The 13,229-nt window shown below is 77.7% G+C and carries 10 protein-coding genes; 8 read left to right on the top strand and 2 right to left on the bottom strand.

Features of this window, described 5'->3' with window-relative positions; translation table 11 throughout:
• Positions 1-260: 260 nt before the first annotated feature.
• Together ACI8AB_RS06525 and ACI8AB_RS06520 are read left to right on the top strand one after the other, a co-directional pair.
• Entirely contained in the window at positions 261-575 is a 315-nt protein-coding gene (locus ACI8AB_RS06525) for a hypothetical protein (protein ID WP_456949426.1), read from the top strand.
• 203 nt (positions 576-778) lie between these two features.
• Positions 779-1,144, top strand: a complete 366-nt coding sequence (locus ACI8AB_RS06520; protein ID WP_456901928.1) for a hypothetical protein — start codon at positions 779-781, stop codon at positions 1,142-1,144.
• A 13-nt stretch (positions 1,145-1,157) separates the two neighbouring features.
• Here the strand turns inward: ACI8AB_RS06520 and ACI8AB_RS06515 are convergent, their stop codons facing one another.
• A complete protein-coding gene (locus ACI8AB_RS06515) occupies positions 1,158-4,145 on the bottom strand; it encodes a sacsin N-terminal ATP-binding-like domain-containing protein (RefSeq protein ID WP_456949425.1) in 2,988 nt (995 codons plus the stop codon).
• Between the two features lie 64 nt (positions 4,146-4,209).
• On the opposite strand from ACI8AB_RS06515, the gene ACI8AB_RS06510 reads away from it, so the two are divergent.
• From ACI8AB_RS06510 to ACI8AB_RS06495, 4 genes are all read left to right on the top strand, one after another.
• Entirely contained in the window at positions 4,210-5,763 is a 1,554-nt protein-coding gene (locus ACI8AB_RS06510) for an aldehyde dehydrogenase family protein (protein WP_456949424.1), read from the top strand.
• The gene (locus ACI8AB_RS06505; RefSeq protein WP_456949423.1) at positions 5,760-7,379 is read left to right on the top strand and encodes a GMC family oxidoreductase; all 1,620 of its coding nucleotides are present in this window, start codon (positions 5,760-5,762) and stop codon (positions 7,377-7,379) included. Before ACI8AB_RS06510 ends, ACI8AB_RS06505 begins: the two co-directional genes overlap by 4 nt.
• A 108-nt stretch (positions 7,380-7,487) precedes the next feature.
• Entirely contained in the window at positions 7,488-8,123 is a 636-nt protein-coding gene (locus ACI8AB_RS06500) for a DUF1326 domain-containing protein (protein WP_456949422.1), read from the top strand.
• 6 nt (positions 8,124-8,129) lie between these two features.
• Positions 8,130-8,966, top strand: a complete 837-nt coding sequence (locus tag ACI8AB_RS06495) for a DUF2182 domain-containing protein (RefSeq protein ID WP_456949421.1) — start codon at positions 8,130-8,132, stop codon at positions 8,964-8,966.
• A gap of 13 nt (positions 8,967-8,979) precedes the next feature.
• On the opposite strand, the gene ACI8AB_RS06490 is transcribed toward ACI8AB_RS06495, so the two are convergent.
• Entirely contained in the window at positions 8,980-10,302 is a 1,323-nt protein-coding gene (locus ACI8AB_RS06490; RefSeq protein WP_456949420.1) for an MFS transporter, read from the bottom strand.
• A 73-nt stretch (positions 10,303-10,375) separates the two neighbouring features.
• On the opposite strand from ACI8AB_RS06490, the gene ACI8AB_RS06485 reads away from it, so the two are divergent.
• Together ACI8AB_RS06485 and ACI8AB_RS06480 are read left to right on the top strand one after the other, a co-directional pair.
• On the top strand, positions 10,376-11,371 hold the full coding sequence (locus ACI8AB_RS06485) for a GlxA family transcriptional regulator (RefSeq protein ID WP_456949419.1): 996 nt from the start codon (positions 10,376-10,378) through the stop codon (positions 11,369-11,371).
• Positions 11,372-11,606: 235 nt separating this feature from the next.
• Positions 11,607-13,184, top strand: coding sequence for a DEAD/DEAH box helicase (locus tag ACI8AB_RS06480; protein ID WP_456949418.1), 1,578 nt, complete (start codon positions 11,607-11,609; stop codon positions 13,182-13,184).
• Positions 13,185-13,229 lie beyond the last annotated feature (45 nt).

The raw sequence follows: 13,229 nt of genomic DNA, 5'->3' as shown, positions 1-13,229 counted from the left end.
TCGAGGGCGGGCCCGTGCGGAGGACAGCGGCTCGAGAGCCACACCACGGCGCGGAGTCCGGCATTGGCGGAGCACGGCTGGATGTTGAACCGCAACCCGGACGGTAGGCGCGGGACGGATGGGGCGCAAGGTCCGCACCGAGGTGTCCACCGTGCGTCGACCGGCGTGTCGCCCGCGGCGCGCGGGGCCGTGACCAGGCACTCCTCACCCGGGACCCCGGGGACGGCCCCCGCTCACCGGACGCGGGGATACTGGACGGCGTGAACGGGCGACTGGTGCTGGCGGGCCTCATCTGGGCGGCGGTCTCGGTCGTGGCGTTCCTCGCGATCCCGGACGTGATCGTCGCCGCCGGGCTGGTCATCTTCGGGGCCGTGCTCCTCCTGGTGCTCGTCATGGCCCGGGACTGGGACACGCACTCCTCCTTCGAGGAGCGGGAGATGGTCCGCGCGCGCCGGCGCAAGGCCCGGTGGGAGCGCACCGCGGACTCCCGCGCCCGTGACCGCGAGCGGTGGGAGGCCCACCAGGCGCGCAAGGCCGCCCGCTCGGCCGGCGCCGACGACGCCCCGCAGCGGTAACCGCCTCCCGGATAAGGACTCGACGGGCCGGGCCGGGGCTCCCTACCGTCGCGGCATGCGCTCCTGAGCCGACCGCCTCGCCGCGACGTCCGCGTCCTGCCACCGGGACGCCCGCGGGTCGAGCCGCCGCTCCCCGCTCCCCTCCGCCCCTCCCCTGGCTGCCGGCCGCCCGCGGCCGGTCCGACCTCCTCCCGGAGGCACCCGTGTCACGTCCCTCCCGTCCCCTGCCCGCCGCGGCTGCCGCCGCGCGCGACGCCCTCCCGCCCGCGGACGCCGCCGCCTTCGAGCGGCTGGCCTCGGCCGTGCTCGCCTCGCCCGGCGCGGCGCTGGGCCCGGTCCTGCGCGCCCAGTTGCCCGGCGTCGCCGGGGTCCGCTGGCTGCGGACCGCGGGGCTCGCCCCGACCACCCGGGCCGGGTCCCTGTCCGCCGAGCAGTGGTCGAAGGACCCCTCTGCCCCCCACCGCTCGCACGCTCGCGGCGGGCCCCTGCAGAGGGGCCGGAGGACAGGCGGCCGGGCCTCCGCGCACGGGCACGCCCCCGGCGCCCAGGCCGTCCCGCGCTGGTTCTGAGCACCCGGCCGGGCTAGCCGATCGCGTCCTCCGCGGCGAGGTCGGCGGCTCGGCCGGGGTCGGCGAACGCCTCGGCCAGCGCCTGCCGCAGCGGCCAGGCGCGAGCCCGCCAGGCCAGCGCCCGGCCGAGGGCGGCCGGGCTGCCGTCCACGTGGTCGACGCCGTCGCCGGGCCACCACGGCACCGGCCGGCCGCCGGCCAGCAGCGGCTCGTGGACGGCGACCTCGCCGGTCAGCTCCGGCACGCCCAGCCGGGCGGCGGCCAGGCCGGCTCCCGGCACCGACGCCCACGGCTGCCGGCGCACCGGGGTGCTGGTGACCTCCGCCCGCACCCGCTCGCCGGCCAGCGGCAGGTCGAGCAGGTCGGCCACCGCCGCCGGCGCGCCGCCGGCCGGGACCAGCAGCGCGTCGACCAGCGGCTGCACCCACGGGACGTCGAGCACGGCGACGGCCTCCCGCGCGGGGTCGGCGACCCGGTCCGGCGCCACCCGCACGCGGCGCGGCGGGTCGACGTCGACGCCGTCGAGCGCGCGCGCCAGCCGGGCGTGGACCGTGCGCAGCACCGGCGGCGGCACCGTGCGCGCGGGGTCGCCGAGCCGGTCGAGCAGGTCGAGCGCGGTGTCGACGTCGGCGAGGACGTCGTCGACGGTGGCCGGCAGCCGCAGCCGCCCGAGCACCGCCGCGGGCCCGTCGGCGGGGTCGTACAGCCCCCGCAGCTCCCGGCTGCCGGGCGCGCACAGCCGGTCGGGGCGCCGGCCGGCGAGCACCGGGTGGGTGGACAGCCACCAGCGCAGGTAGCAGGGCACGGCGACCCCGTCGAGGACGACGTCGGCCCACGCCTCCTCCGGCGCGGCGGCCAGCAGCGGCAGCGCGCCGGCCCAGTCGGCGACCAGCTCCAGGTCCCGGACGGCGGTCAGCGGCGGCCACGCCGGCGGGGGTCCGCCGGGCGGCAGGCGGTCGAGGACGGCGTCGGCCCACTCGCCGGCGGCGTCGACGTCGAGGTCGTCGGGGTCGTCGGCGTGCACCAGCGCGAACTCGGCGAGCACGCCCGCCGCGCGCAGCACGGCCGGGTCGTGCGCGGCGGCGAACCCCGGGTCCAGCGTCCCCAGCGCGCCGTCGCGGAGGACGGCGGCGAGCGGCGCGCCGGGCAGCAGCAGCTCCCCCGCCGGCGCCCACGCGCCCTCGGCGTCGGGCAGGGCGAGCTCGGCCAGCCAGGGCAGCTCCCCCGGCGCGGTGCCGGCCGCGGCCACCAGCGCGAGCACCGCCTCGGCGAGCGCCGCCGGGTCGCCGTCGTCGAAGCCCTCCTCGACCGCGTCGACCGACTCCTCCACCGCGCCCCGCACGGCCGGGTCGGCGAGCACGACCGCGGCGGCCGCCGGGCGGGCGCCCAGCCGCTCGAGCAGCCGCCGGGCGGCCGGGTCGGCGACGGCGCCGGGGTCGGCGACCCGCAGGTGCAGCGGGCCCAGCCGGGCGACCGGCAGGTCCTCACCGGGCAGCAGCACCCCGGCCGGGCCGGGCGCGGTCCGCCCGTCGGCCAGCGGCACCGGCAGCGCGCGCAGCTCCTCGCGGTCGGCGCCGTCGAGGGCGGCATACAGCCGCGCCCACCAGTCCGCCGGCCGGCCGATCCCGGAGACGGCCTCCACCACCTCGGCGGGGCCGACCCGCCGCACGCCGAGAGCGGCCAGCGCGGGTGCCCCGTCGCGCCGGGACCAGCCCGCCGGCAGCAGGCCGGGCACGACCCCGGCGAGGACGGCGACCCGCTCGTCGGGATCGTCGGCGAGGACCGCGGCGCGGTCCGGGGGTTGCCGGCGGGCGGGGTCGTCGGCGGCCGGCAGCCAGGCCGCGGCGCGCAGCCGGTCGAGGACGGCGGAGCCCAGGGCGGCGTCGAGCTCGGCGGCGGCCAGCCCGATGCGCGGCACCAGGCCCAGCACGGCGGGGTCGGCCGGGAGCGCGGTGACCAGGTCGGCGTAGGTGTCCGCGGCGACGTCGACCAGCGCGTCGGTGACCGGGCCGGGCGCCACGTGCCGGCGGTCGGGGCCGAGCGGAAACGGCGCGACGAGCCGGACCGGCAGGGACAGCGGCTCGTCGCTCGGGGTCGGGGCGTGCACCACCTGGCGCCCGGTCAGCGGGACCGGCCGGCCGTCGTCGAGGGGCACCGCCCAGGTGACGTCGTAGCCGCGGCGGGCGCGCTCCTCGACCGGGCGGCCGGCCAGCAGCTCCGCGGGCAGCTCGCCGCTGCGGGTGGCCAGCCGCCAGGTGGTGGTGCGGTCGCCGTCGCGGACCCGGGCCAGCGGCGGGGTGCGCGTGCAGGACAGGGTGCGGACGGCGCCGTCGACGGCGACCTCGACCTCGGCGAGGCCCGGCAGCGCCAGCAGCAGCTCGGCCTCCAGCGCCTCCAGCGCGCCCCGGACGGCGGCCCGCGACCCGGCGCGCAACGGCAGGACGACCTCGGTGGCGAACCCGTCGGGCGGGGGCCCGTCGGCCGGCCACGGCAGCCGCAGCACCGGCACGGCGCCGTCGCGGCGGGCCAGCTCGCCGGCGAGCGCGGGGACGTCGGCCACCGCGGCGCGGGTGTGCGCCGCGCTGAACCGCACGCCGCCGGTGGTGGAGTGGACGGCGGGCTCGTCGGAGACGGCGAGGACGGCGGCGAACCCGACCCCGAACCGGCCGACGGTCCGCGCCTCGTCGCGCTTGGCGGAGGCGCGCAGGGTCGCCAGGCCGTTCACCCCGGCGGCGTCCAGCGGGGCGCCGGTGTTGGCCGCCCGCAGCACCTCTCCCCCGCCGCCCACCGTGGCCAGCTCCAGCCGCAGCCGCCCGGGCACGCCCGCGCGCACCGCGGCGTCGGCGGCGTTCTGCGCCAGCTCGACCAGCAGCCGGTCCCGGTAGCCGCCGCGGACCAGGTCCTCCTCGGCGTTGGCGTCCTCGCGGAAGCGCGCCGGGGAGTCGGTCCACGCGGCGAGCACGCCGCGGCGCAGCCCCGCGGTGTCGAAGGGGTCGGCCACGGGCACGAGCATGGGTCGTGGACCGGACCTACGCGTGAGTAACTTGCCGGGTAACCTGCGCCACATGTCGCTCGCCGAGCAGATGGACACGGTCACCGACGCCGCAGCCGGCACGGTCGACCGGCACGCCACCACCCAGACCTTCGAGTCGACGGACCCGGCCACCGGCGCCGTCGTCGGCGTCTTCCCGGTCCACGACGCCGACGCCGTCCGCGAGACCGTCGGGCGCGCCCGGCCGGCCGCCGCGCGCTGGGCCGGGCTCGGGTTCGACGGCCGCCGGCAGCGGCTGGCCGCCTACCGCGGCTACCTGGCCCGGCGGATGCACGAGCTGGCCGACCTGGTGCACCGGGAGAACGGCAAGCCGCACGCCGACGCCCTCCTCGAGATCACCCTCGCGATCGACCACCTGGCCTGGGCCGGCGCGCACGCGCGGAAGACGCTGGGCCCGCGCCGGGTGCGCGCCGGGATGCTCGCGGCCAACCACGCCGCCTACCTCGAGTACCAACCGATGGGCGTCGTCGGCGTCATCGGCCCGTGGAACTACCCGGTGTTCACGCCGATGGGCTCGATCGCCTACGCGCTGGCCGCCGGCAACGCCGTCGTCTTCAAGCCCTCGGAGTCCACCCCCGCCGTCGGCGCGTGGCTGGCCGCCGCCTGGCGCGCGGCCGTCCCCGACGTCGCCGACGCCCTCCAGGTCGTCACCGGCTCCGGCGAGACCGGCGCCGCGCTGTGCCGGGCCGGCGTGGACAAGCTGGCCTTCACCGGCTCCGGGGCCACCGGGCGCAAGGTCATGGCCGCCTGCGCCGAGACGCTCACCCCGGTGCTCATGGAGCTCGGCGGCAAGGACGCGATGATCGTCGACGACGACGCCGACGTGGCCGCCGCCGCCGACGCCGCCGTCTGGGGCGGCATGAGCAACGCCGGGCAGACGTGCATCGGCATCGAGCGGGTCTACGCCACGGAGAAGGTCTACGACGCCTTCGTCGCCGAGGTGACCGAGCGGGTGCGCGCCCTGCGCCCGGGGTCCGACGAGGAGGCCGCCTACGGCCCGATGACCATGGCGTCGCAGACCGACGTCGTGCGGCGGCACCTCGACGACGCGACCTCACGCGGCGGCCGGGCGGTCCTCGGCGGCACGGTGGACGGCGGGCTCCCCCACGCCGGCTACGTCGCGCCGACGGTGCTGCTCGACGTGCCCGAGGAGTCGGCCGCGGTCCGCGAGGAGACGTTCGGGCCGACGCTGACCATCACCCGCGTGGCCGACGCCGAGGAGGCGCTGGAGCGCACCAACGCGACGTCGTACGGGCTGGCCGGCGCGGTGTTCTCGCGGTCGAGGGCGCGCGCGATGGACCTCGCCCGCCGGATGCGCAGCGGCATGACCAGTGTCAACTCGGTGCTGACCTTCGCCGGGGTGCCCTCGCTCCCCTTCGGTGGCGTGGGCGAGAGCGGCTTCGGCCGGATCCACGGCGAGGACGGGCTCAGGGAGTTCACCCGCGCCAAGGCGATCACCCGGCAGAGGTACGCGCTGCCGGTCAACCTCATGTCCTTCGCCCGCCCGCCGGCCGCGTTCGACGCGGTGGCGCGGGTCATGGGCATGGTGCACGGGCGGCACCGGTGAGCGCCGACGGGCGCGACGAGTTCGACGTCGTCGTCGTCGGGGCCGGCTCCGCCGGCTGCGCGCTGGCCGCGCGGCTGACCGAGGACCCGTCGGTGCGGGTGCTGCTGCTGGAGGCCGGCGGCTCCGACGACGTCCTCGAGGTGCGGATCCCCGCGGCGCTGTACAAGGTCTGGCGCACCCGGCGGGACTGGAACTACACCACCGAGCCGCAGCCGGGTCTCGGCGGGCGCGGGCTGTTCTGGCCGCGCGGGAAGCTGCTGGGCGGGTCGTCGTCGATCAACGCGATGATCTACGTCCGCGGCGCGGCGGCCGACTACGACGAGTGGGCCCGGCTGACCGGTGACCCGTCGTGGTCCTACGAGTCGGTGCTGCCGCTGTTCCGGCGGATGGAGGACAACGCGCGCGGCGCCGACCGCTTCCACGGCGTCGGCGGGCCGCTGCGGGTGGAGGACCTGCGCTCGCCGCACCCGTGGACGCGCGCGGTGGTCGAGTCGGCGGTGGCCGCCGGGTACCCCCGCAACGACGACTTCAACGGCGCCGCCCAGGAGGGCGTGGGCCGGTACCAGGTGACGCAGCGGCGGGGCCGCCGCTGGTCGGCCGCCGACGCCTACCTGCGCCCGGCGCTCGGCCGGCCCAACCTGACCGTGCTCACCGGCGCGCTCACCACCCGGGTGCTGGTCTCGGGCGGGCGAGCCACCGGCGTCGAGTACCGGCGCGGCGGGCGGACGCACACCGCGCACGCGGCCGGTGAGGTCGTGCTGTGCGGCGGCGCGGTGAACTCGCCGCAGCTGCTGATGCTGTCGGGCATCGGGCCGGGCGCGCACCTGCGCGAGGTCGGCGTCGACGTCGTCCACGACCTGCCCGGCGTGGGCGGCGGGCTGCAGGACCACCCGCTGGTGCCGGTCGTCTGGGACGTGCGGTCGGGGAGGTCGCTGCTCCGGGCGGAGTCGCCGTCGGGGTACGCGCAGTGGTTCGGCGCCCGCCGCGGGCCGCTGTCGTCGAACCTGGCCGAGGCGGGGCTGTTCACCCGCTCGCGGCCGGACCTCGGCCAGCCCGACCTGCAGTACCACTTCCTGCCGGTCAAGTTCTGGCGGCAGGCGGAGGTCGACCCCGACGTCGACGCGTTCACCGCCGCTGCCGTCCTGGTGCACGTGCACTCGCGCGGCTCGGTGCGGCTGCGCTCGGCCGACCCGACGTGGGCGCCGGCCATCGACGCCGGCTACCTCACCGACGAGCGCGACCTCGACGCGCTGGTGACCGGCGTGGAGAAGGCGCGGGAGATCGCGTCGGTCGGCCCGCTGGCGCAGGTGCTGGCCGCCGAGTGGTCGCCCGGCGGCACGGTGCGCACGGCCGACGCGCTGCGGGCGAAGGTCCGGGAGACGCTGGAGTCGCTGTACCACCCGGTGTCCTCGTGCCGGATGGGCGTGGACGACTCCGCCGTCGTGGACCCGCAACTGCGGGTGCACGGGCTCGACGGCCTGCGGGTGGTCGACGCCTCGGTGATGCCGACGCTGGTCCGCGGCAACACCAACGCGCCGACGATCATGATCGCGGAGCGCGCCGCCGACCTCATGGCCGGCCGCACCGTCGACCCCGTCTTCGCCGCGACCGCCTGACCGGCGTCGGCAGGGTCCCTCCCGGTCAGGGACCGGCGACCCTGCCGACGCCGACCCGGCGGTGCTGCGATGAGCGTGCCCGCTGACCCGGCGCGCTAGGGGACTCCCATGACCGCGACCGCCCTGACCGAAGAGGGCACGACCTACACCCTCGAGGGCCGCCTCCTGGAGGTGTGCACGTGTGAGGCCATCTGTCCCTGCTGGGTCGGGGAGAACCCCGACGGAGGGGTCTGCGACTCGTCGCTGGCCTGGTACGTCGACTCCGGAACGGTGCGCGGGGTCGACGTCTCCGACCGGGCGCTGGCGTCGGTCACCCACATCCCCGGCAACGTGCTGGCCGGGAACTGGCGCGTCGCCCTCTTCGTAGACGACCGCTGCACCGACGAGCAGCAGCAGGCGCTCCTCGACGTGTTCACCGGGCAGCTCGGCGGCCCCGTCGCCGACCTCGCCGCGCTGATCGGTGACGTCGTCTCGGTGCAGAGGGCCCCGCTGACCTTCACCGTCGAGAAGGGCGCCGGCATGCTGCGCATCGGGGACGTCGTGGAGGCCCGGCTCGCCCCGTTCCAGGGCGCCACCGGCCGGACGACCACGCTGACCGAGACGGTGTTCAGCACCATCCCCGGCTCCCCGGCCTTCCCCGGCAAGGCCACCGTCTACCGGCAGGCCGGGCAGGTGCTGGGCCGGCCCGACGTCGACGTCTCCGGCAGGAACGCCATCCAGGGCCACTTCCGGTTCACCGGCTGAGCCGGCATGACGGCGACGGCGCCACGGACGACACCCGCGGCCCGCCTCCGCCACGACCCGGCGCTGCTCCTGTGGGGTGTGGCCGGTGCGTGCTGGGCGGGCACGCTGGCACTGGTCCTCACGTCGGGGGCCGCGCACGCGCACGCACCCGTGGACGCCGGCCTGCCCTGGCCGGCGCAGGTCGCCGTCTTCCTGGCCGCCTGGACGGTGATGCTCGGCGCGATGATGCTGCCCACCCTGGTGCCGCTCGCCCGGCTCTTCGCGGTGGTCAGTACCCGCGCGGCCCGCCCGCACCTGACCCGGGGCGGCCTCTACACCGGCTACCTGGCGACCTGGGTCGCGGTCGCGCCGGTGGCCCTGGCCGCGGCCTGGGGGCTCCAGTGGCCGGTGGCGGTGTGGCCGTGGCTGGCGGCCCGCGACGGGCTGGTCCTGGGTGCGGCCCTGCTCCTGGCCGGGGGCTACCAGTTCAGCCGCTTCAAGGAGGCCTGCCTGACCACCTGCCGGTCCCCGGCGTCGTTCCTGTGGCAGCACTACCGCCGCGGGTTCGGCGGCGCCGCCCGGCTCGGCGTCCGGGCCGGCCTGTGGTGCCTGGGCTGCTGCTGGGCGCTGATGCTGCTCCTGCTGGTCACCGGCGCGGGCAGCCTGGCCTGGATGCTCGGCCTCACCGCCGTCATGGTCGCCGAGAAGACCACCCGCTGGGGCGCACGGCTCGTCCGGCCGGTCGGCTTCGCGCTCGTGCTCTGCGGCGTCGCGGTCTGCTCGTCGGCGCTGTTCTCCCCGGCGGCGACGCCGTGCCACCACGGGCCCTGCGCTGCGCACTCCGTCCCCGGCCCCGGCGGCTGACTGCCCCGGACCCTCAGCCGTGCGCCTGGCCGGCCGCGGCCTGCGTCGGCGTCGGCGGGAGGCCGACGTCGGACGACGCGGAGCGGGCGCGGCGGATGGAGATCGACAGCGCCGCGGCCACCAGGCACAGCGCGCCGGCGCCGAACCAGGCGAGGTCGTACGAGCCGGTCACGTCGCGGACCACGCCGCCGCCGAACGCGGCCACCGCCGACCCCACCTGGTGCGAGGCGAACACCCAGCCGAACACCACCGGCGCCCGCGGGCCGAAGTGCTCGCGGCACAGCGCCAGCGTCGGCGGCACGGTGGCCACCCAGTCCAGGCCGTAGAAGACGATGAACGCGACCATGCTGACGTGCAGGTCCGGCCCGAACAGGGGCGGCAGCAGGAACAGCGAGAACCCGCGCAGCGCGTAGTAGGCCAGCAGCAGCACCCGCGGGTCGGTGCGGTCGGTGAGCCAGCCGGACAGCACGGTCCCGGCGATGTCGAAGATCCCGACGACGGCGAGCAGCGACGCCGCCGTCGTCACCGGCATGCCGTGGTCGTGCGCGGCCGGGATGAAGTGCGGCTGCACCAGCCCGTTGGTCGAGGCGCCGCAGATGAAGAAGCCCGCGGCCAGCAGCCAGAACGGCCGGGTGCGCGCGGCGTCGAGCAGCCCGCGGACGGCGGTGCGCGCGGCACCGGTGCGCACCGGCTCGGCGTCGTCGGCGGCGGTCCCGCCGTAGGGCACCGCGCCGACGTCGCGCGGGCGGTCGCGCAGCAGCCAGGCCACCAGCGGGACGACGGCGAGCGCGGCGGCCGTGGTGCCCAGCGACGCCGCCCGCCAGCCGCCACCGGTCTGCGCGACCGCCGCGACGACCGGCAGGAACACCAGCTGCCCGGTCGCGCCGCCGGCGGTGAGGATGCCGCTGACCAGCCCGCGCCGGGCGACGAACCAGCGGCCGGTCACCGTGGCCACCAGCGAGAGCGCCATCGACCCGGTGCCCAGCCCGACCGCGAACCCCCACAGCAGCACCAGCTGCCAGCTCGCCGTCATGAACACGGTCAGCCCGCTGCCGAGCGCGGTGAGCAGCAGCGCCCCGACGACGACGCGGCGGATGCCGAACCGCTCCATGAGCGCGGCGGCGAACGGCGCGGTCAGCCCGTACAGCGCCATGTTCACCGCGACGGCGGCGGAGATCGTCGACACCGACCAGCCGAACTCCTCACGCAGCGGGTCGATGAGCACCCCGGGCACGGCGCGGAAGGCCGCGGCCCCGACCAGCGCCAGGAACGTCACCGCGGCCACCCACCAGGCGGGGTGGATGCGCGCGGTCCGGCGGGGCACGGTCGTCCTCACGGGCGGAGAGCATGACCGACGGTCCGCCTCCCGGACCAGTGGCCCGCCGGTCAACACGTGCAAGGATCCGGCCATGACACCCAGCCGGGACACGGCCGTCCACGAGGTGGTCGTCGTCGCCGTCGACCGCGTCGTCGGCCTCGAGCTCGGGCTGCCCCACCGCCTGCTCGGCCTGGCCGAGGACGCGCACGGCCGGCCCCTGTACCGGGTGCGGGTGGCCACCCTCGACGGGCGGCCGGTGCGCACGGCCGACGGCTTCTCCGTGCTGCCCGACCACGACGGGTCGGTCCTCGCGGAGGCGGACACGGTCGTCGTCCCGGGGATCATGGGCGGCCCCGCCGTCGTCGAGGGCCGGATCCCCGACGACCTGCGCGACGCCCTGCGCGGGGCGGCCGCACGGGCGCGGATGGTGTCGATCTGCACCGGGTCCTCGGTGCTCGCCGCGGCCGGCCTGCTCGACGGCCGGCCGGCCGCCACGCACTGGCGCGACGCCGAGCAGTTCCGCCGCACCTTCCCCGCCGTCCGGCTCGACCCCGACGTCCTCTTCGTCGACGACGGGGACGTGCTCACCTCCGCCGGCGTCGCCGCGGGCATCGACCTGCTGCTGCACCTGGTGCGGCGCGACCACGGCAGCGAGGTGGCCAACCGGGTGGCGCGGCGCAACGTCGTCGCGCCGTGGCGGGAGGGCGGGCAGTCGCAGTTCGTCGAGCGGCCGCTGCCCGAGGCCGGCGAGGCCGGGACCGCGCCCACCCGCGCCTGGGCGCTCGAGCACCTCGGCGAGCCGCTGACCCTCGCGGACCTGGCCGCCCACGCGCGGATGAGCGTGCGCACCTTCACCCGGCGGTTCCGCGACGAGACCGGGGTGTCGCCGCAGCGGTGGCTCGCCGGGCAGCGGATCGCGCTGGCCCGCCGGCTGCTGGAGTCCACCGACGCCCCCGTCGACCGGGTCGCCGCCGACGCCGGGTTCGGCACGCCGGCGTCGCTGCGCGCGCACCTGCGCGCGGCGATCGGGGTCTCGCCCGGCGCCTACCGCCGCACCTACCGCGGGGCCGGCCGCACGGCGGTGTGACACGCGACTCCCCCGCCCACGGCAGGATCGGCCGCCGCGTCTGGTTGAGTGGGGCATACCGGCGCCGCCCTCGCTCATCCGGAGCTGCAGGACTCGACGTCGGGCTGGTGCAGCGCCACGGAGGCGCGCCCGGCTGTCCGACGTCGCCCACGGCGCGACCCGCCCCGCAGACGGGGCCGGCGTGCGCCCGCGTGCGGTGGTCGAGGACGGCGACCCGAGTACCACCGAGGAACCCATGACCTCCCAGCAAGCCCCCACGCCCGCCGGCACGTCCCGGCCCCGCCGCCGTCGCGGCGGCCGCGGCCGCGGCGCCGGCAGCACCCCCACCCCCGCCGCGACCACGCAGCCGCAGCCCCAGCCGCAGGAGATCCCGGCCGGCGACGTCGCCACCGTGCTCCCCACCGACGCCACCTTCGCCGAGCTCGGCGTGCCCGCCCCGCTGGTCGAGGTGCTCACCGCCAGCGGCATCACCGCGCCGTTCCCGATCCAGGTCGCGACGCTGCCCGACTCGCTCGCCGGCCGCGACGTGCTCGGCCGCGGCCGGACCGGCTCGGGCAAGACCATCGCCTTCGCCCTCCCGCTGGTCGCCCGGCTCGCCACCTCGACCACCCGCCGCCAGGCCCGCAAGCCGCGCGCGCTGGTGCTCGTGCCGACCCGCGAGCTCGCCAACCAGGTGCTGGCCACGGTCGAGCCGCTGGCCACCGCCCTCGGCCTGCGCTCCACCGTCGTCTTCGGCGGCGTGGGCCAGAACCCGCAGGTGCAGGCGCTGGCCGCCGGCATCGACGTGCTCATCGCCTGCCCCGGCCGGCTCGAGGACCTCATCGGGCAGGGGCACGCCGACCTGTCCGCCGTCGAGGTGACCGTGCTCGACGAGGCCGACCACATGGCCGACCTCGGCTTCCTGCCCGGCGTCAAGCGGCTGCTCGACCGCACCCCGAAGGTCGGCCAGCGGATGCTGTTCTCGGCCACGCTGGACAACGGCGTCGACGTGCTGGTCAAGCGCTACCTCTCGCAGCCGGTGACCCACTCGGTGGACCCCGCCGTCGCGCCGGTCGCGACGATGACCCACCACGTGTTCCAGGTCAGCGCCGCCGACAAGGCCGAGGTGGTGCGCCAGCTCGCCTCGGGCCTGGGCCGCAGCGTCCTGTTCACCCGGACCAAGCACCAGGCCAAGAAGCTCGCCAGGCAGCTGACCGCCGCGGGCACCCCGGCCGTCGACCTGCACGGCAACCTCAGCCAGAACGCCCGCGAGCGCAACCTCGAGGCGTTCAGCACCGGTGGCACCCGGGTGCTCTGCGCGACCGACATCGCCGCGCGCGGCATCCACGTCGACGACGTCACGCTGGTCGTGCACGTCGACCCGCCGGCCGAGCACAAGGCGTACCTGCACCGGTCCGGGCGCACCGCGCGCGCCGGCGCCGGCGGCACCGTCGTCACGGTCTCGACGCCCGACCAGGCCGCCGAGGTGCGCACCCTGGCCCGCCAGGCCGGCATCACGCCGGTCGTGACGCAGGTGCGCCCGGGCGCGGAGCAGATCACCGCGCTCACCGGTCCGGCCGCGCCGCACGTCGAGCCCGCCCCCGCCCCGGCTCCCCAGCCGCAGGGCCAGGGCGGCGGCCGGCGCCGGCGCTCCGCCGGAGGCTCCGCGGCTCCCGCGACGACCGCGAAGGCGGCCGGGAGCCGTGCCCAGACGCGCACCACCCAGGCCCGCAGCGCGCAGGGTCCGGCGCGCACGCGCGCGGAGCTCGCCGCCCGCGCCGGCACGCACTCGGCGGCGTCGTTCAGCGGCCGCTCCCGGCGCGGGGGCCGCTGACCCCGGGGTGTCACGTCGGGGACGGTCGGGAAGAGTCGTCCCGAC

The sequence above is a fragment of the Geodermatophilus sp. SYSU D00698 genome, from assembly GCF_054050335.1.
The sequence above is the reverse complement of the archived record's forward strand: the minus strand, read 5'-3'. Positions and strand labels throughout refer to the sequence as shown.

Bases quoted from the DNA above. Each gene is read 5' to 3' on its own strand.
- ACI8AB_RS06485 (WP_456949419.1), top strand. From the start codon at position 10,376: ATGACACCCAGCCGGGACACGGCCGTCCACGAGGTGGTCGTCGTCGCC.
- ACI8AB_RS06510 (WP_456949424.1), top strand. From the start codon at position 4,210: ATGTCGCTCGCCGAGCAGATGGACACGGTCACCGACGCCGCAGCCGGC.
- ACI8AB_RS06495 (WP_456949421.1), top strand. From the start codon at position 8,130: ATGACGGCGACGGCGCCACGGACGACACCCGCGGCCCGCCTCCGCCAC.
- ACI8AB_RS06480 (WP_456949418.1), top strand. From the start codon at position 11,607: ATGACCTCCCAGCAAGCCCCCACGCCCGCCGGCACGTCCCGGCCCCGC.
- ACI8AB_RS06500 (WP_456949422.1), top strand. From the start codon at position 7,488: ATGACCGCGACCGCCCTGACCGAAGAGGGCACGACCTACACCCTCGAG.